Below are 18,049 nucleotides of genomic sequence, written 5' to 3' on the forward strand. Positions count from 1 at the left end.
ACACGCGCGATCGCTGGACTTATTGGGGATTTACCAATAAAAACTAGCCTCGCTAGTAAAAATCATGACCCGGAAGGGGTCACCAGGATGGATGGTGCAAGAACGAGGATGCTGGTCGCGGCGGTCGCGTTCGCGGTCGCGCTGACCGTGGCGCTGTGGACGATTCCACGCGGCAGCGGCGCGGCCGAGTCCTCGCATGCGGCGGAATCGTCCCAGGTCGCCGAGTCGCCCTCCACGGAGGACGGCGGGGCGACGCACGACGGCGGGACCGACTGGAAGACCATGGACGAGAACATGGCCAAGCGGGACAAGAGCTTCCCCGCGGCCACCAAGGGCCAGGGCGGCCAGGACCTCGTCCCCAAGGTGCTGGCGGACGGAACCAAGGAGTTCCACATGACCGCCAAGCCCACCAAGTGGGAGGTCGAGCCCGGGAAGGTCGTGGACGCCTGGGCCTTCAACGGCATGGTGCCGGGCCCGACGATCCGCGCGGACGTCGGGGACAAGGTCCGCATCGTGGTGAAGAACGAGCTTCCCGAGGCGACCAGCGTCCACTGGCACGGCATTCAGCTGCCCAACAAGATGGACGGCGTCCCCAACGTCACTCAGGATTCGATCAAGCCGGGTGACTCGTTCACCTACGCGTTCCCGGTGACGCGAATCCAGGACACCTGGTACCACTCGCACTACAACGGCGTCAAGCAGGTGAGCAGCGGGCTGTGGGGCGCGATCCAGTTCGGTGACATCCCCAACCCGAACAACGAGAAGGTCGCGCAGAAGCACATCATCCAGATCCAGGACTCCGGTGCCGTCGGAATGACGCTCAACGGCAAGGCGTTCCCCGCCACCAGCCCGCTGAAGGCCAAGCTGGGCGACTGGGTGCAGGTCACCTACGTCAACGCGGGCACCATGGCCCACCCGATGCACCTGCACGGTGTCGACCAGGTGATCATCGCCAAGGACGGATTCCCGCTGGAGTCGACGTACAAGGCGGACACCGTCAACGTGGCGCCCGGGGAACGCTACACCGTGCTGATCCACGCCGATCAGCCCGGCAAGTGGATCTGGCACTGCCACATCTTCACGCACGCCGAAGGCCCGCAGGGCATGTTCGGCCTGGTCATGGAGATGGACATCACCTGAGCCGGGCGCGGGCGCCGGTAGCGGCCCGCACGACCCGACCATCCCCCCCGCTTCACACTTTTGGAGTGAGTCAATGTCAACGACCCCTGCGCCGGATCATCCGGCTCCGGGCAGACGGCCGGGCTTCCGGCTCGGCCGCTGGACCGCGGCCCTGAACGGATTCCTGCCCGCCATCAGCGCGGCGCTCGCGCTGGGCCTGATCGTCGGGCTGCTCATGGTCAGCGTCTCGCCCGGCGGTCACAGCGGCACGCTGGCGTCCGCCGAAGGCGCCTCGTCCTCCGCCGGAGGCGCGGCCCTGCCCGGTAAGGGCAAGAAGATCACCCTCGACTTCGAAGAGGGCGACATGTACATCAAGCCGAACAAGGTCACCGTCCCGGCCGGCGCCGACGTCACGGTGAACGTCGTCAACAAGGGCAGCATGGCGCACACCTTGAGCCTCCTGGGCAAGACGAACAAGCAGCTCCAGCCCGGCGAGTCCGAGACCCAGCATTGGGGGGTTCTCACCGAGTCCACCCAGGCGTGGTGCGTCGTCGCCGGTCACAAGGACGCCGGCATGCTGGTCGAGATCACCGTGACCGGTGGTGAGAGCGGCACGACGGCCGCGGCCGGCGCCGACGCTCCGGCGGCCGCGGCGGCCGACGGCGGGAACGCCAAGATCGACCCGGCGGCCAAGCCCGGGGACGGCTGGAAGGCCTTCGACCCGACGGCACCGGTCAACGACGGCAAGGACGTCCACGAGGTCACCTTCACCGTCACCGAGAAGGAGATCGAAGTCGCCCCCGGGGTCAAGCAGACCCGGTGGACGTACAACGGCACCGCCCCAGGTCCCACACTGCGCGGCGACGTCGGCGACACCTTCAGGATCAAGCTGGTCAACAAGGGGTCGATGGGACACTCCATCGACTTCCACGCCTCGAAGGTCGCGCCGAACGTCGAGATGAGGACGATCAAGCCCGGCGAGACGCTCGTCTACGAGTTCAAGGCGCGGTTCTCCGGCATCTTCACCTACCACTGCGGCTCCGACCCGATGATCTACCACATGGGCAACGGCATGCACGGCGCCGTGATCGTCGACCCGCCGAAGCTGGACAAGGTCGACAAGGAGCTGGTGCTCGTGCAGTCCGAGCTGTACCTCGGGCCGCAGGGCGGGCCCGGAGACCTGAAGAAGATGATGTCCGGCCAGTACGACGCGGTCGTCTTCAACGGCTACCACAACCAGTACGTGCACGCCCCCATCAAGGTGAAGCCCGGGGACCGCGTCCGGGTGTGGCTCGATGACGGCGGACCCAACGAGAACATCGCCTTCCACGTCGTCGGAACGATCTTCGACACGGTCTGGAAGGACGGTGCCTACCGGGTGCGCAAGGACAACGCCGAGAAGGGCGGGGCGCAGGTCCTCGACCTGCAGCCCACGCAGGGCGGCTTCGTCGAGTTCACCCTCCCCGACGCCGGCACCTATGCGTTCCTCGGCCACAAGATGCGGAACATGGCCGCCGGCGGCGTCGGCGTCTTTCAGGTCGGCTGACCCGCACCATGGAGGTGACCATGACAACCATTGAGACCGGCGCCGGGACGGCCGCCCGAGCGACCTCGTCCGTGCCCTCGGCCAGGCGCGTGGCCGCGATCGGCTCCGTCCTCGCCGCGCTCGTCCACTACGCCGTCGTGCCGGAGCACCTGAGCGAATGGTGGGCGTACGCCGTCTTCTTCAGCGCCGTCGGCATGTTCCAGCTCATCTGGGCCGTGCTGGTGCACACCGGGAACGAGCGGCCGGTGCTGCTGCTCGGGCTCGCGGTCAACGTCGGAGTCCTCGCGCTGTGGGTGGTGAGCCGCACGGCCGGCCTGCCCTTCGGCCCCGATTCGGGGGAGGCCGAGGCGTTCGGAGTCCTCGACGTGCTCAGCGCCGCCGCCGAACTGGCGGTGACCGGCGCGATCCTGCTCGCCCTGCGCCCGAGGCGCAAGGCCGGCACTCCCGCGGAATCCGCCGAACAGAGCGACTGACGCGGCTCGGCCCGACCCGCAGGCCCGCGGACCCCGACAGGGGGCCGCGGTCCTGCGTACGTCCCCCCGCGGCACTGTTCAGAGGTACAGGCCGGTCCCGTGCTCGGGGCGTTCGCTGGCGATGGCGTGCAGGTCCCGCTCGCGCATGACGAGGTAGTTCTCGCCCTGGATCTCGACCTCGTACTGGTCGCCGGGGTGGAACAGCACACGGTCGCCGGGCTTGACGATGCGCACGTGGTGGCCGACCCCGCAGACCTCGCCCCACACCAGGCGGTTGCTCTGCTCCACCGTCGCCGGGATGACGATCCCGCCGGTGCTGCGGCGCTCGCCGCTGTCCTTCTCGACCTTGATCATGACGCGGTCGTGGAGCATCTGGACTTCGAACTTCGGCTCGGACACGCTGGGAGTTTATCCGTCCGCACGGGGCGGTCCGCACGGTCGGCGGGCACGGTCGGCCATGTCAGCGGATGGTGCGCATGCTCTCCAGGGGGAAGGCCGCGGGCGCCGTGCCCGACGCGCCCCGCTCCTCGTACCGAGGGAACGTGACCAGCGCGACCAGCGCGAGCAGGAAACCGCCCGTCCGCAGCATGAGCGGCAGCGTCTCGCGCGGCCACTCCTCGTCGAACAGGACGGTGCTGCTGAGGATCAGGTACGTCCTGCCGATGACGGTCAGGACGACCGCGATGATCGCGACCCGGCAGCGCTGCAGCGCGACCTGCAGCTGCCCGAGCGCGATCGCGGCGAGCCCGATCGTCAGGTACGGGTACGGGGACTCCAGCACCGCTCGGTAACTGCCCGTGTCCTGGTAGACGAGCGAGATGCCCCGGATGCCCGCCTCTGCCAGCCCGGCGCACGCCCCGGCGCCGATGCCGTAGGCGACGCCGGCCAGCTTGCGGGCGTGCCGGCCGCCCGCGCGGCGGTCCCCGACCAGCCACACCAGCGCCGCGATGATCACCGCCGGGGCGCAGATGGCGATCATCATCCAGGGCCGGGCGAGCGTGCCGACGAGGGTGGCGTCCGCGCGCGGCTCGCCGCCGGACGTCGCGGACAGCCCGATCAGCATCGTGGCGATGACGAACAGCGCGACGCTCGTCCACTCCCGCACGCTCATCCGCTCGCCGAGGAACAGCACGGCGAACGTGACGAGGAAGACCAGGCCTGCGGCGAAGACGGGCTGCACGAGCGCGAGCGGCAACGCGGAGAACGCGACGACCTCGTAGCCGAGGCCGAGGAACAGCAGCAGCCCGCCGGCCAGCCAGATGGGGTCGGTGAGCATCAGCCGGGCGACGCGGATCGGGCGGCTGCCTCGCAGCGGCTCCATGCGGCGCGCGGAGATCCGGAAGATCAGGAACGCGATGTAGTAGACGGTCGTCGCGATCAAGGCGAGGGCGGCATGACCCAGTTCGTGACCCATCGGGATGTACCTCTCGACGGACTGGCCCGAGCGGAGCTCGTCGATTGAATGGGGCGGGTGGGGGACGGTGGGCGATGTCGTTCGGCGCGCCTCGAATCGACCTACCGCCAGCCTGCCTTGTCGCACCGCCAACAACAAGACCGAGAACCCTGACTACAAGATCACTTGTATTTACGGCCGGTAGTGGACGACAGCCGGGCGACCAGCCCGTGCGGGATCAGGCGGCTGACGCCGACGATCGCCTTGTACTGCGGGCTCGGGACGCTGACCTGCACTCCGCGCCGCAGATCGCGCAGAGCGGCGTCCACGACGTCGTCCTTGTCCAGCCACATGAAGCCGGGAACGTCCGACATGTCCATCTGGGCGCGCTCGTGGAATTCGGTATGCACAAAACCCGGGCACAGCGCCATCACGCGCACCCTGCCCTGCGAGCGCTTCCGGATGTCGGCGGCGACGCCCTGGCTGAAGGCCACCGCCCACGCCTTGGACGCCCCGTACGTGCCGCGCGTCGCGAACGCCGACACCGACGAGACGTTGATGACGCCGCCCCGGCCGCGCTCCAGCATCCCCGGCAGCACCGTGTGCGTGAGCCGCAGGACGGCCTCGCAGTGCACCTTCAGCATCGTCAGCTCGTCCGACACAGGGACGTCCAGGAACACGCCCCTGTTGGCGAATCCGGCGTTGTTGACGAGCAGGTCGACGTCCGTGCGGACGCGTTCCTCGGCCGCGGCCAGGCCCTCCTCGGTCGACAGGTCGGCGGTCAGCGTCTCGGCGCGCACGGCGTACCCGCCGGCCAGCTCGGCGGCGGTGCGCTCCAGCCGCTCGGTGTCGCGGGCCAGCAGGACGAGGTCGAAACCGTCGGAGGCGAGGCGGCGGGCGAAGGCGGCACCGATCCCCGCGGTCGCACCGGTGATGAAGGCGGTCGGCATGGGACCGAGCCTATGCCGTGGGACGGGAGCCGACGCCGTGGGTGACCGGGCCGATGCGTCATGCGCGCAGACGGGTCACCCGGTGACGGCCTTCCGCGCGTGGAAGTGCCGCGGATCGGGCCGGCGGGTCGCGCGGCGGTAGGCGAAGGTGAACCCGGGCCAGTTGTTGACGACCTTGCCGTCGGCCCGCATGTACCAGCTTTGGCAGCCCGCCTGCCACACCGTGGAGCGAAGCCGTTCCTGCATCTCGCGGGTGAACGCGTCCTGCACGTCCGTCCGGACGTCGATCCAGCCGAAACCGTGCTTGCGCAGCGCCTCCACGCAGCCGAGCACGTACCGGAACTGCGACTCCAGCATGTAGATGATCGAGTTGTGCCCGAGGTTGGTGTACGGCCCGTACAGCAGGAACAGGTTCGGGAAGCCGCTGACGGTGATGCCGAGATGCGCCTGCGCGCCGTCGCGCCACGCCTCGTTCAGCTCCCGCCCGTCCCGCCCGGCGATCTTCATGGGGGACAGGAACTCGGTCGTCTGGAACCCGGTCGCGTACACGATGACGTCCACGTCGTACTCCCGTTCCGCGGTTCTGACACCGGACGGCGTGATCTCCTCGATCGGGTCGGTGATCAGGTCGACGTCCGGCCGGGCGAGCGTCGGGTAGTAGTCGCTGGAGATGAGGATCCGCTTGCAGCCCATGGGGTAACCGGGGATGAGCGCCTCCCGCAGGGCGGGGTCCTCGATGCCGTCCTTCAGCGCGTTCCGGAACCGGTTCTCCAGCAGCGACATCAGCTTCGGGTACTTGATGAACCCCAGCGCCCGCGCCTCGTACAGCGCGTAGATGCGGGCGCGGCTCAGCTCGTACAGCCCCGGCACGTTCTTCAGGGCGGCCTTCTGCCAGCCCCGGTACAGCCGATCCGGCTTGTCGATCACGTACGGCGCGGAGCGCTGGAACAGCCGCAGCTCCGCCGCCTCCTCGGCGATCTCCGGGACGATCTGGATCGCGCTCGCGCCCGTCCCGATCACCGCGATCCGCTTGCCCCGCAGGTCGGCGCCGTGATCCCAGCGGGCGGAGTGGAAGCTCGTGCCGGTGAACGACTCGCGCCCCGCGATCTCGGGCAGGACGGGCCGGTTGAGCTGCCCGCACGCCGACACCAGCACCCGCGACTCCAGCTCGCCGGCCGTGGTCGAGATCCGCCAGACGGCCCCGTCCTCGTCGAACCGCGCCTCGGTCACCTCGGTGCCGAACCGCACCTTCTCCAGGACGCCGTACTTGCGGGCGCAGTGCCGCAGGTAGTCGAGGATCTCGGCCTGCGGCGGGAAGCGCCGCGACCAGTCCGTCTTGGGTTCGAACGAGAACGAGTACAGGTGCGACGGGACGTCGCACGCCGCGCCCGGGTAGGTGTTGTCCCGCCAGGTGCCGCCGAGGCCCTCGGCCTTCTCCAGAATCACCACGTCGTGGATCCCGGCCTCCCGGAGCCGGATCGCCATCCCGATCCCGCCGAACCCGCTTCCGATGATCACCACGCTGTGCGTCATGGCCGTCCCGAATCTCATTCTGCTGCGGTATCCACCGAGCGTAGGTGACCACGAGGTCACTGAACAGATGTCGGACCGTTCTGGAAAGATCACTCCAGAAGATCACTGACGAGGCCGTGCTGCGGCGGATCGGGAGGGCGCCTGATGAACCTCACGGCGCGGTTGCTGCGCACGATGACGGACCCGTCCCCCGAGGACGAGGAGGAGTTCCGCGGATACCGCCCCGACATGTCGCAGATCTCCGACGAGGATCTCGGCACCCTCATGCCGGCGGCCTACGCGGCGGTGGGCGCACCGTACGTGTCGACCTCCATCCGTTTCATGGTCGAGGACGAGTGCCGGGAACGGCAGCCGCGCTGCACCCCCGAAGCGTGCGAGCGGATGTTCGCGGCCCTCGTCGGCGGGCTGGACAGGCGGAAATGGGCGGACCTCACCCTCGGCGTGGGCGCGCTGCTCCGCTGCACGGGCCCGTGGCCGGACGTCTCCGAGCCCGCACGCACGCTGGTCGGGTACCTGCTGAAGAAGGGTGACCTCAGACAGCCCTACGCCCTGCTCACCGTGGGCGCGCTCGCGGGGGACAGGACACGGCGCGCCGTCGTCAAGCGGCTCCGCACCGAACCCGGCCCGATCGTGCCGGACGAGTACGACGTCATCACGCGGCTCCCCCCGGAGGAACAGGCACTCCTCAGCGAGGTGGACACCGCGCGTTCCTACACCTCCCCGCCCCCGCTCCCAGACGTGTGGCGCCGCATCGCCGGCATCCCCGGCTACCGCGCGTTCGCCCGGCGCGCCCTGGAGACCGCCGCCGGGCGCGCCCGAGCGATCCAGGCCGGGGACGTCGCCTACCGCCCGGACAAGGCGTTCACCCCGAGCGAGGTCGACGTGCTGGGGCACGCCGTGCGCGTCGCGCTGGCGTCCGACGAGCCGTGGCTGCCGGAGCTGCTCGACGGGCTGCTGCCCGGCATTTCGATCGCGCCGACGTCCGCCAGGACGCTGCCGTCGCAGGCGCTGCTGTACGAGATCGTCCGAGCGGCGCAGGACCTCCCGACCCCCGAGCTGGTCACCGCGATCCGGACCGTCCGCCGCGACATCCGGCACGCGGGCGTGCCCAAGCGGCTCGACAAGATGCTCAAGAAGGTCGACGCCGCCCTCGCCGAACGCACCGAGGTCGCCCTCCGCCTCCCCGGCCTCGGCTTCGGCCCGGACGGCGTGCTCCGCCGGGAACTCGGCGGCTACACGGCCGTCGTCACCGTCACCGGCAAGGCCGAGCTGACCTTCGAGCGAGACGGCAAGGCCCTGAAGGGCGTCCCCGCGCCCGTCCGCCGCGACCACAAGGACGAGGTCAAGGAGCTGCGCGAGCTCACCCAGCGGGCCGCCGCGCACCTCGTCACGCTCGCGCGGGCGCTGGAGGGCGGCTACACCGCCGGCGCCGCGCACCCGTTCGGATGGTGGCGGGACGCGCTGCTGCGCCACCCGATCGCCGGGCCGACGGTCCGCGCGCTGATCTGGGAGGTCGAGACGGCGCCCGGCGACCGGCGGGCCGTCCTGCCCGAGGTGGACGACCTCCCTGACGCCGCCGACGACGCGAACGTCAGGCTCTGGCACCCGATCGGGTCGGAACCGGACGAGGTGCGGGCGTGGCGCGACGTGCTCATCGACCGGCGGATCCGGCAGCCGTTCAAGCAGGCGTTCCGCGAGATCTACCTCCTCACCCCGGCCGAGGAGGAGACCCGCGTCTACTCCAACCGGTTCGCCGCGCACCTCGTCCACTACCGGCGCATGTTCGCGCTGTTCCGCGCGCGCGGCTGGACGAGCCGGCTGCTCGGTCCGTGGGACGGCGGCGGCGAGGACGAGGCGGTCCGCGTCCTCGCGGCGGGGGAGTGGCGGGTCCGCTTCTCCCACGTCCTGGCCGACTGGGAGGACGGGCGGGAGATCGCCGGAACCGATCAGGTACGCTTCGCCCGCCGCCGGGACGGCGCCTGGCGCGACGCGCCGCTCGCCGACGTGCCGCCGCTCGTGTTCAGCGAGGCCATGCGGGACGTGGACCTGTTCGTCGGCGTCACCTCGATCGCCGCCGACCCCGTATGGGAGGACGGCGGGGCGCATGACTACCGGGTCCGCGAGTGGAACGCGGACCTGGGCGAATCCGCGCGGACCCGCAAGGACGCCCTGGAGCGCGTCCTGCCGCGCACGAAGATCGCCGACCGCTGCCGGATCGACGGCCGGTACCTGGTCGTGAAGGGCGAGCTGCGGACCTACAAGATCCATCTGGGGTCGGCCAACATCGTGATGGAGCCGGACGACACGTTCCTGTGCATCGTCCCCGACCGCCGGGGCGCCGGCGCCAAGGTGTTCCTGCCGTTCGAGGAGGAGCGGCTCTCGCTGATCCTCAGCAAGGCGTTCCTGCTCGCCGCCGACGACAAGATCACCGACGAGTCGATCCTCATGCAGATCAAGCGAGGTGCCTGATGGCCGCCGTGACGTTCCGGGACGAGACCGCGGCCGGCAGGCCCGTCGCCGAGTTCCAGGTGGAGGGGCTCCCCGGGCGGATGACCGTCCGGGAGCTGATCAGGCTCCGGGTCCGCGAGGAGGTCGCCCGGCACAACGCCGGCCCGGCGGACCGCTTCAACGGCCTCGTCCGCCCGGACGGCGCCGAAACCGGACCGAACGGCCACCGCCTCCGCGAACCCCGCCGCATCGACTGGGAGCGGCAGGCCGGCATCGCCGAACGCGCGTTCACCGGCAACGGGTTCTTCGTCCTCGCCGGCGACCGCCAGGTCGAGGACCTGGACGAGGAGTTGGACCTGACCACCGGCTTGGACCTGGTGTTCGTCAAGCTCGTCCCGCTCGCAGGCGGTTGACGGCCCTATCCGATCAGGCCGAACTCGTGGGCGCGCAGGCCCGCCTGGAACCGCGAGTCGGCGTCCAGCAGCGTGAGGATCTCCGCGACCCGGCGCCGGTAGGTGCGCAGCGGCATGCCGAGCTGCCGGGCCGCCGCCTCGTCCTTCAGCCCGCCGCCGAGCAGCCGCAGGATGCGCCGGCTCTCCCCGGTCAGCGCGGGCGGCCGGTCACGGCGGAAGTCGGCCAGGTCGGCCGCCGTCTCCCAGGTCGCCCGGAACAGCGAGACGACGCCCTTCACCACGCCGGGCGACCGGACGACCGTGTACTCGCGGACGCCGCCCTCCGGCGGGCCCGCCAGAATGGCGATCTTCCAGTCCACGATGATCGTCTCGTGCGGGAGCGGCGTCGGGCAGATCCGCACCCGCGCGCCCGCCTTCGCGATCTCCACGAGCCGCCGCTCGGACTCCTCGTCGGCGAGCGCCTCCGGGCTGTACAGCTTGTGGGCCAGCGGCGCCGGCCGGGTCCGGCGCCGCTCGGCGACGATCCGCTCCCGGAAGCCCGGCAGCGCCCACGTGTTCATGTCCTTGGCGGCGCAGGCGAAGTCCCCGCGCGCGAGGAACAGCCGCCCGGCGCGCTCGATCAGCTCCGCCTCACCGCGCAGCACGACATTCCGGTCCAGATCGACGCTCATCGCCTGTCAGTCTGCCACGCAGGAGACGCCGGGTGGCAGCAAGCTGCCAGCCGCTCGTCCCGGACGCGGCTGCGCAGCACAGTGGAGCACATGACACGACATTTCGATCTGGGCGGCGACCTGCGGATCAACCGGATGGGCTTCGGTGCGATGCGGCTGCCCGTGAGCACCCTGCACGGCCCGGCGAACGACCGCGACACCGGGCTGAAGATCCTTCAGCGGGCCGTCGAGCTGGGCGTGGACCACATCGACACCGCCGCGTTCTACTTCCACCAGGACGGCCTCGCGGCGAACGAGATGATCCGCGCCGCGCTCAGCCCGTATCCGTCCGGCCTGGTCATCGCGACGAAGGTGGGCCCGTACCGGGGGCCGGGCGACCCGCTCCCGACCGGGGAGCTCCAGGCGTCCCGGCTGCGCGCCGAGGTGGAGAGGAACCTGACCGAGCTGGGACGCGACCACCTCGACCTCGTCTACCTGCGGCCGGGCGGCCTGGAAGCCCCGGGCGACGAGCCCGTCGGGGAGCGGTTCGCCGTCCTGGCCGGGCTCCGCGAGGAAGGCCTCATCCGCCACCTCGGTGTGAGCCACGTGGGCGTGGCGCAACTGGAGGAGGCCCGGCGGATCGCGCCGGTCGCCGCCGTCCAGAACCGGTTCGACGTGACGCAGCCGCAGGACACCGGACTCCTGGCCGTCTGCGAGCGGGAGGACATCGCGTACGTCCCGTACTTCCCCCTCGGCGGCTTCGGCATCCCCGACGACGCGCGCGTCAACGCGGTCGCCGCACGCCACGGCGCCACCGTCCCGCAGGTGCTCCTCGCGGGCCTGCTCGCGCTGTCACCGGTGATGCTGGCGATCCCCGGCACCGGCTCCCCGGACCACCTGGAGGAGAACATGGCCGCCGCCGACCTGGTCCTCACCCCGCAGGACCTGGCCGAGCTGAGAACCTGACGCACAGCCCCGGCGCCGGTGTGAGGGCCTAGCCTGAACACAGACGATCAGGAGGTGGGATGTCGGCGACGCGGCTGCTGGTGCTCGGCGGCGTGCGGCGGTCCGGGCGGGCACACGGGTACGAGGTCCGCCGCGAGCTGCTCTCGTGGGGCTTGGACGAGTGGGCGCACGTCAACCCCGGCTCGATCTACCACGCGCTCAGGCAGCTCGCCAAGGAGGGCCTTCTCCTCGCGCACGACGTGGTGGAGAGCGACGCCGGCCCGCCGCACACCGACTACGAGATCACCGGGGCGGGCCGCGCCGAGTTCCTGCGGCTGCTGCGCGGCGCTCTCGCCACCGTGGACATCCGGCATCCGGAGATGCTGACCGCCGGGCTCGGGTTCCTCACCGAACTGCCGCGCGCCGAGGCGATCGGGCTGCTGCGCGAGCGGCTGGACGGCCTGGCCGCCTGGCGCGCGTCCGTCGCCCCGCACCTGGCGGAGCAGGACCCGTCCGACCATCGGCGCGAGCTGCTCGGGTGGTGGGTGCACTCGGCCGACGCCGCCACGCGGTGGACGCTCGGCGTCATCGAGCGGCTGGAGTCGGGCGCCTACGTCATGGCGGGCGAAACGGCGGGCGGACCGTCGGACGGACCGGCGGGCGAGGACGCCCGCGCCCGCGGCGCCGTGTGATCAGGTGTCGACGAACGTCTGCGGGACGATGACGCGCAGGGCGTTGCCGTGCAGCCGGATCGACACCGGGGTACGGCCGCGGATCTCTCCGTCCACGTCCACCCGCAGCGGCGGATCGGTCTCGATCTCCACGTGGCCGGTGGTCAGGAACGCGTCGTCGTTCAGGCTGCGCCACTGGCCGGTGAGGACGTGCCGGGCGGTCGCCGACGCCAGCCGCAGCCGCCGCTCGTCGCCCAGCCGGTAGACGGCCAGCAGCCGGTCGTCGGGGCTGGCGTCGCGGGCGATGCGCTGCCCGCTCTGGTGCGCGCCGTTGGCGATGTTGAGCTGGTGCGTGGCCAGCTCGACGGTCTCGCCGTCGATCGTGATCCGGGCGGTGAACGCCTCGTGCGACGGCAGCAGCCTCGCCGCCGTCAGCGCGTAGGCGGGACGTCCCACGAACCGCTTGAGCGTGTGCGGGACCTTCTCGGCCACATGGACCGACAGGCCGAGGCTCACCATGTTCGCGAAGATGTGCTCGCGGTCGCCGCCGGGCCCCTCGCCCTGCGGGTCGCCGGTGCTCTCGAACCAGCCGACGTCGACGTCCGCGACCTTCCCGCCGCCCGGCCGGCCGACGGCCAGCGTCTGGACCGCGCGGTCCAGATTCAGCGGCAGCTCCAGGCTGCGGGCGAAGTTGTTGGTGGTGCCGAGGGGGATCACGCCGAGTGCGATGTCGCGGTGCGCCAGATGCCCGACCGCCTCGGCGACCGTGCCGTCCCCGCCGCCGACGATGATGAGGTCGGGCTCCATGGCGAGGACGTCGGCGAACAGCTCGCGCAGCCGGGTCGGGTCGGTCACGGGGAAGACGTGCACGAACTCCACGCCCGCCTCGCGCAGCATCCGGCGGGCCCTGCCGAAGAGCCGGCGGCCCCGCCGCGAGCGGGAGTTGATCACCAGTGCGGCTCGTCCGCCGCCCGCGATCGCCGACTCCAGCTCCGTCTTGCTCCGCATCTCGGCGCTCCGCATCTCGGCCGGTCGCCCCCTTCGTCCGCGTCACCCTACAAGAAACGTGGACCGGAACTCCCGGCCCGATATTTTATAAACCGATAACCCGCCGTTGAAACATGGCCGTGAGTGGGGACCCTTAAGGAGAAGGACCACATCTGAATGAGCGGGGCGGAAACATGCGGCTGCGCGGCTTGGCGGGAGCGGGTTTCATCGTCGGAATCGCGGGCCTCACGGCGTCCATCGCCGCCGGCGGCGCCGCACGCCCCGCCGCCCTCGCCGACGACGGCGCGACCGTCGTCGGCGAACGCCGGTCCCGCCGCCGGGTGCTCGACCTGGCGATCCGGTCCCCCGTCCTCGCGGGCGTCGGCCACGTCCGCCTGCTGCTGCCCCGCGGCTGGTCGCGCGACGCGTCCCGCACCTGGCCGGTGCTGTGGCTGCTGCACGGCGCCATGGCCGGGCCGGGCGGCCACACCTCCTGGAGCGACCACTCCGACATCGAGGAACTGACCGAGGACGCCGATGTGATCGTGGTCATGCCCGACGGCGGCCCGTGCGGCAATTACACCGACTGGTGGAATCGCGGGGACGGCGGAGCGCCGCAGTGGGAGACGTTTCATCTCGCGGAACTGCGGCAGATCCTGGAGCGCGGATACCGCGCCGGGCCGGACCGCGCCGTCGCCGGCAACGCGATGGGCGGACTCGGCGCGCTGGCGTATGCGGCCAGGCACCGCGGCCTGTTCCGGGCGGCGGCGTCGTTCAGCGGGCCCCTCCACACGCTGCACCGCGACCCGTCCGGGCTGGACGTCGCCGACCTCGTGGAACTGGGCGTCGCGATCGGCGCGCCGTCGCTCGACTGGACGGACGTGTGGGGCGACCCGGAGGAGCAGCGGGTCGTGTGGCGGCAGCACAACCCGTACGACCTGGCGGACCGGCTCGCCGGGGTGCGCGTCCACGTGAGCGCCGGCGACGGCGGCCCCGGACCGTACGACCCGCGCCCCGGCACGGGCCCGGACGCGGTCGAGGCGCTGGCGCACACCGTGTCGCGGCGGTTCGCGGGCAAGCTGGGGAAACTCGGCATCCCCGTCTCGACGCACTTCTACCGCGGCACCCACACCTGGCCCTACTGGCGCCGCGAACTCCGTGCCGCCCTGCCCGCCCTCATGGCGGAGATCACATGACCTCCGGCTAGGGTCGGGACGTGACCGAACCTCGTTCTGATTCAGATGTCCCGGCGTTCTGGCGGGCGCTCGGGCTGGCCGGCATCATCGACGTCCACGTCCATTTCATGCCGCAGCGGCTGATGAGCGCGGTCTGGGAGTACTTCGACGAGGCGGGGCCGCTGATCGGCACCGAATGGCCCATCCGGTACCGGGACTCGGAGGAGGAGCGGCTGGCGTTCCTGCGCGGCCTCGGCGTCCGCGCGTTCACCTCCCTGGTGTACCCGCACCGTCCCGGCATGGCCGAGTCGCTGAACGAGTGGGCGGCCCGGTTCGCCGCCCGGGTCCCCGAGTGCATCCAGACCGGGGCGTTCTTCCCCGAGCCCGGCGTCGAGGAGTACGTGGCCCGCGCCCTGGACGGCGGAGCCCGGATCTTCAAGGTCCACCTCCAGGTCGGCGGGTTCGACCCCCGCGCCAAGGAACTGGACCCGGTGTGGGGGATGCTCGCCGAGGCGGGGGTTCCCGCCCTCGTCCACGCCGGGTCGGGTCCGGTCGCCAACGGGTACACGGGCCCGGGGCCGTTCGGGGAGGTCCTCGCCCGCCATCCGCGCCTGACCTCGATCGTCGCGCACCTGGGCGCGCCGGAGTTCGACGGCTTCTTCGCCCTCGCCGACCGGTACGAGCGCGTCCACCTGGACACGACGATGACCTTCACCAGCTTCGGTGAACTGGGCGCCTTCCCCGCGGCGCTGATGCCGCGCCTCCGCGACCTCGGCCTGGCCGGGCGCATCCTGCTCGGTACCGACTTCCCCAACATCCCCTACCAGTACGCGCACCAGCTGGAGGCGCTGGCCGCGCTCGACCTCGGCGACGATTGGCTCCGCGCCGTCTGCTGGCACGGCCCCGCCGCGCTTTTCGGCCTGCAGTGACCGGAAAAGCCGCCGTTTCATGAGTTTTCATGCCGGACGGCTGGTCATCGGACATTCCACGGCGGACCGCGATACGCATTCTTGACAGTTCCGGCGGCGGCCGAGACTTTGGGAGCGCTCCCACTTGCGCGTTCACCGAATGAGGTCCCCGCATGAAAGCGCGTCTGAAAGGCCGAGCCGCACTCAGAAGCAGTACCGCACTCAGAAGCAGTACCGCCCTCGCCGCCGCCCTGCTCGCGGTTCCGCTGTCGCTGGTCTCCCTCGGCGCGCCCGCCGGCGCCGCGACGCAGCTGTGCGGAGCGACCGACTCGGTCTCCGTCGGCGGCGGCGAGTACATCGCCCAGAACAACATCTGGGGTGCGGAGACCCCGCAGTGCATCACGGTGGACGGCACGTCCTTCACGGTCGACTCGTCCGGCCACGCCAACGACACCAGCGGCGCCCCGGCCGCGTACCCGTCCCTCTTCAAGGGCTGCCACTGGGGTCAGTGCACCTCCGGCAGCGGCCTGCCGGTCCAGGTCGACGGCGACATGCCCTCCGTCACGAGCGACTGGAGCACGACCGTCACCGGCTCGGGCGCGTACAACGTGGCGTACGACCTCTGGTACAACACCACCCCCGCGACGACCGAGGCCCCGGACGGCGCCGAGATGATGATCTGGCTGGACCACCAGGGCCCCGTCCAGCCCGCCGGGTCCCGGATCGCGAGCGGCGTGCAGATCTCCGGCGCCACCTGGGACGTGTGGACCACCCAGATGGACTGGCGCTACATCGCCTACGTGCGCACCGGCGGCACCACGTCCGTCGACGACATCGATCTGCGGGCCTTCACCAGAGACGCCGTGTCGCGCGGCTCCGTCGAAGAGGACTGGCACCTCATCGACGTCGAGGCCGGATTCGAGATCTGGCAGGGCGGGGCCGGCCTGACGACGAACTCGTTCTCCGTCGAGGTCGGCGGCACCACCGACCCGCCGACCGACCCGCCCGGGGACGGGCGGGCGTGCTCGGCGAGCCTGCGCACGGACAACGCCTGGAACAGCGGATTCACCGCGACCGTGACCGTCACCAACACCGGGGACGAGCCGCTGTCCGGCTGGTCCGCCGACTGGACGTTCACCGGCGGCCAGCAGGTCGTGAACGGCTGGAACGCCACCGTCACCCAGAACGGCGCCGGCGTCCACGCCGAGAACGCGGGCTACAACGGCGCCGTCCCCGAAGGCGGCTCGGCGAGCTTCGGCTTCCAGGGCAGCGGACCCGCGCCCGGCACGCCCGCCGTCACCTGCACGGCCGGCTGACGGCCGGGCGGAGGAGAGCGACCCATGATCCTGCCTCAGAGACTGCACCGACTCGTCCCGCTCATCCTGGCCGCGCTGCTGGCGCTGGTGTTCGTCCCCGCCCTGCCGGGGACGGCCCGCGCCGCCGGCACCGGGTACTGGCACACCGACGGCCGCCGGCTGCTCGACGCGAACGGGCAGCAGGTGCGCATGACGGGCATCAACTGGTTCGGCGCCGAGACGTCCAACTACACGCCGCACGGGCTCTGGACCCGCAACTACAAGGACATGATCGACCAGATCAAGGACCTCGGGTACAACACGCTGCGGCTGCCGTACTCCAACGAGCTCCTCGACTCCGGGAGCACGCCGAACGGCATCGACTACACCGAGAACCCCGGCCTCAGCGGGCTGAACGGTCTCCAGATCCTCGACGAGATCATCGAGTACGCGGGCGAGGCGGGGCTCAAGGTCGTCCTCGACCGGCACCGCCCCGGCGCCGCAGGCCAGTCCGCGCTCTGGTACACCGACGCCTACCCCGAGTCGCGCTGGATCTCCGACTGGACGATGCTCGCCGAGCACTACGCGGGCAACACCACGGTCATCGGCGCCGACCTGCACAACGAGCCCCACGAACCGGCCTGCTGGGGCTGCGGTGACCAGGCGCGGGACTGGCGGCTCGCCGCCGAACGGGCCGGGAACGCCGTCCTCGACGCCAACCCCGACTGGCTGATCATCGTCGAGGGCGTCGACAGCTACGAGAACGACCCGTACTGGTGGGGCGGCAACCTGCAGGGCGCGGCGCGGTACCCGGTGCGGCTGGACGTCCCCGGCCGGCTCGTCTACTCCGCGCACGACTACGCCACGTCCGTGCACCGGCAGCCGTGGTTCGACGACCCGGCCTTCCCGTCCAACCTCGCCGCGATCTGGGACAGGAACTGGGGCTACCTCCACAAGAACGACGTGGCTCCCGTCCTGCTCGGCGAATTCGGGACGACGCTCACCGACCCCCGCGACCAGACCTGGCTGCGCACGCTGATGGCCTACCTCGGCGAGGGCGCAGGCGGGATCTCCTTCACCTTCTGGTCGTGGAACCCCAACTCCGGTGACACCGGCGGCATCCTCAACGGCGACTGGACGACGGTCGACACCGGCAAGCAGTCCTACCTCGACCCGTACCTCCTCGGCGCCGGCGATCCCGGCGGCGGCGACCCGGGCACGCCGGGAGTCTCCTGCGAGGTCGGCTACGCCGTCCAGAGCAGCTGGGACGGCGGTTTCAACGCCCAGGTAACCATCACCAACACCGGTTCGGCGGCCGTGGACGGCTGGACGCTGGCGTTCGCGTTCCCCGGCGACCAGCGGATCAGCCAGGGCTGGAGCGCGACGTGGTCGCAGGACGGCGACGACGTGGCCGCCACGAGCCTGGACTGGAACGACGCGCTCGCGCCCGGCGCCTCCCTCACGATCGGCTTCAGCGCCACCGGCCCCTCGGCCGCCGCGCCCGCCGCGTTCGACCTCAACGACCAGCCGTGCGAGGTGTGAC

At 71.0% G+C, this 18,049-nt stretch carries 17 protein-coding genes; 11 read left to right on the forward strand and 6 right to left on the reverse strand.

Going from position 1 to position 18,049, the window contains the following annotated elements; all coding sequences use genetic code 11:
- Positions 1-87 precede the first annotated feature (87 nt).
- The 3 genes from ACGFIS_RS26390 (at position 88) to ACGFIS_RS26400 (ending at position 3,138) form a co-directional block, all read left to right on the forward strand.
- The gene (locus tag ACGFIS_RS26390; protein WP_392898327.1) at positions 88-1,140 is read left to right on the forward strand and encodes a multicopper oxidase family protein; all 1,053 of its coding nucleotides are present in this window, start codon (positions 88-90) and stop codon (positions 1,138-1,140) included.
- Positions 1,141-1,213: 73 nt separating this feature from the next.
- Entirely contained in the window at positions 1,214-2,665 is a 1,452-nt protein-coding gene (locus ACGFIS_RS26395) for a multicopper oxidase domain-containing protein (protein WP_392972891.1), read from the forward strand.
- Positions 2,666-2,685: 20 nt separating this feature from the next.
- On the forward strand, positions 2,686-3,138 hold the full coding sequence (locus tag ACGFIS_RS26400; RefSeq protein WP_392898322.1) for a hypothetical protein: 453 nt from the start codon (positions 2,686-2,688) through the stop codon (positions 3,136-3,138).
- Positions 3,139-3,216: 78 nt separating this feature from the next.
- On the opposite strand, the gene ACGFIS_RS26405 is transcribed toward ACGFIS_RS26400, so the two are convergent.
- The 4 genes from ACGFIS_RS26405 to ACGFIS_RS26420 form a co-directional block, all read right to left on the reverse strand.
- Positions 3,217-3,537: a GroES family chaperonin gene (locus tag ACGFIS_RS26405; protein WP_392898319.1), complete on the reverse strand. Its 321-nt coding sequence runs from the start codon at positions 3,535-3,537 to the stop codon at positions 3,217-3,219.
- Between the two features lie 61 nt (positions 3,538-3,598).
- Positions 3,599-4,552 carry a DMT family transporter gene (locus ACGFIS_RS26410; RefSeq protein ID WP_392898316.1) on the reverse strand — a complete coding sequence of 318 codons (954 nt, stop codon included), beginning with the start codon at positions 4,550-4,552 and terminating at the stop codon, positions 3,599-3,601.
- Between the two features lie 161 nt (positions 4,553-4,713).
- Positions 4,714-5,481 carry an SDR family NAD(P)-dependent oxidoreductase gene (locus ACGFIS_RS26415; RefSeq protein ID WP_392972894.1) on the reverse strand — a complete coding sequence of 256 codons (768 nt, stop codon included), beginning with the start codon at positions 5,479-5,481 and terminating at the stop codon, positions 4,714-4,716.
- A 75-nt stretch (positions 5,482-5,556) separates the two neighbouring features.
- A complete protein-coding gene (locus ACGFIS_RS26420) occupies positions 5,557-7,014 on the reverse strand; it encodes a flavin-containing monooxygenase (protein WP_392972896.1) in 1,458 nt (485 codons plus the stop codon).
- A gap of 144 nt (positions 7,015-7,158) precedes the next feature.
- On the opposite strand from ACGFIS_RS26420, the gene ACGFIS_RS26425 reads away from it, so the two are divergent.
- Together ACGFIS_RS26425 and ACGFIS_RS26430 are read left to right on the forward strand one after the other, a co-directional pair.
- Positions 7,159-9,483 carry a DUF4132 domain-containing protein gene (locus ACGFIS_RS26425; protein WP_392898306.1) on the forward strand — a complete coding sequence of 775 codons (2,325 nt, stop codon included), beginning with the start codon at positions 7,159-7,161 and terminating at the stop codon, positions 9,481-9,483.
- Entirely contained in the window at positions 9,483-9,875 is a 393-nt protein-coding gene (locus ACGFIS_RS26430) for a hypothetical protein (protein ID WP_392972898.1), read from the forward strand. The genes ACGFIS_RS26425 and ACGFIS_RS26430 overlap by 1 nt, the downstream gene beginning before the upstream one ends.
- Before the next feature lie 5 nt (positions 9,876-9,880).
- Here ACGFIS_RS26430 and ACGFIS_RS26435 read toward each other — a convergent pair whose 3' ends face one another.
- Entirely contained in the window at positions 9,881-10,546 is a 666-nt protein-coding gene (locus tag ACGFIS_RS26435; RefSeq protein ID WP_392972900.1) for a DNA-binding response regulator, read from the reverse strand.
- A gap of 90 nt (positions 10,547-10,636) precedes the next feature.
- Between ACGFIS_RS26435 and ACGFIS_RS26440 the strand changes: the two genes are divergently transcribed.
- Positions 10,637-11,491 (forward strand): aldo/keto reductase, encoded by an 855-nt coding sequence (locus tag ACGFIS_RS26440; RefSeq protein ID WP_392898298.1) that lies wholly within the window; start codon positions 10,637-10,639, stop codon positions 11,489-11,491.
- A 59-nt stretch (positions 11,492-11,550) separates the two neighbouring features.
- A complete protein-coding gene (locus tag ACGFIS_RS26445; protein WP_392972902.1) occupies positions 11,551-12,162 on the forward strand; it encodes a PadR family transcriptional regulator in 612 nt (203 codons plus the stop codon).
- On the opposite strand, the gene ACGFIS_RS26450 is transcribed toward ACGFIS_RS26445, so the two are convergent.
- Entirely contained in the window at positions 12,163-13,149 is a 987-nt protein-coding gene (locus tag ACGFIS_RS26450; RefSeq protein ID WP_392972904.1) for a diacylglycerol/lipid kinase family protein, read from the reverse strand.
- Positions 13,150-13,322: 173 nt separating this feature from the next.
- Between ACGFIS_RS26450 and ACGFIS_RS26455 the strand changes: the two genes are divergently transcribed.
- The 4 genes from ACGFIS_RS26455 to ACGFIS_RS26470 all read left to right on the forward strand — a co-directional run bounded on the left by ACGFIS_RS26455 (position 13,323) and on the right by ACGFIS_RS26470 (position 18,048).
- Complete coding sequence (locus ACGFIS_RS26455) at positions 13,323-14,324, forward strand: alpha/beta hydrolase (RefSeq protein WP_392898289.1); 1,002 nt, start codon at positions 13,323-13,325, stop codon at positions 14,322-14,324.
- Positions 14,325-14,344: 20 nt separating this feature from the next.
- Entirely contained in the window at positions 14,345-15,232 is an 888-nt protein-coding gene (locus ACGFIS_RS26460) for an amidohydrolase family protein (protein WP_392898286.1), read from the forward strand.
- A 152-nt stretch (positions 15,233-15,384) separates the two neighbouring features.
- Complete coding sequence (locus tag ACGFIS_RS26465; RefSeq protein WP_392898283.1) at positions 15,385-16,527, forward strand: cellulose binding domain-containing protein; 1,143 nt, start codon at positions 15,385-15,387, stop codon at positions 16,525-16,527.
- A 24-nt stretch (positions 16,528-16,551) separates the two neighbouring features.
- The gene (locus ACGFIS_RS26470; RefSeq protein WP_392972906.1) at positions 16,552-18,048 is read left to right on the forward strand and encodes a cellulase family glycosylhydrolase; all 1,497 of its coding nucleotides are present in this window, start codon (positions 16,552-16,554) and stop codon (positions 18,046-18,048) included.
- Position 18,049 lies beyond the last annotated feature (1 nt).

This window comes from Spirillospora sp. NPDC048824 (assembly GCF_043198455.1).
In the GTDB taxonomy this organism is placed as follows: Bacteria; Actinomycetota; Actinomycetes; order Streptosporangiales; family Streptosporangiaceae; genus Spirillospora.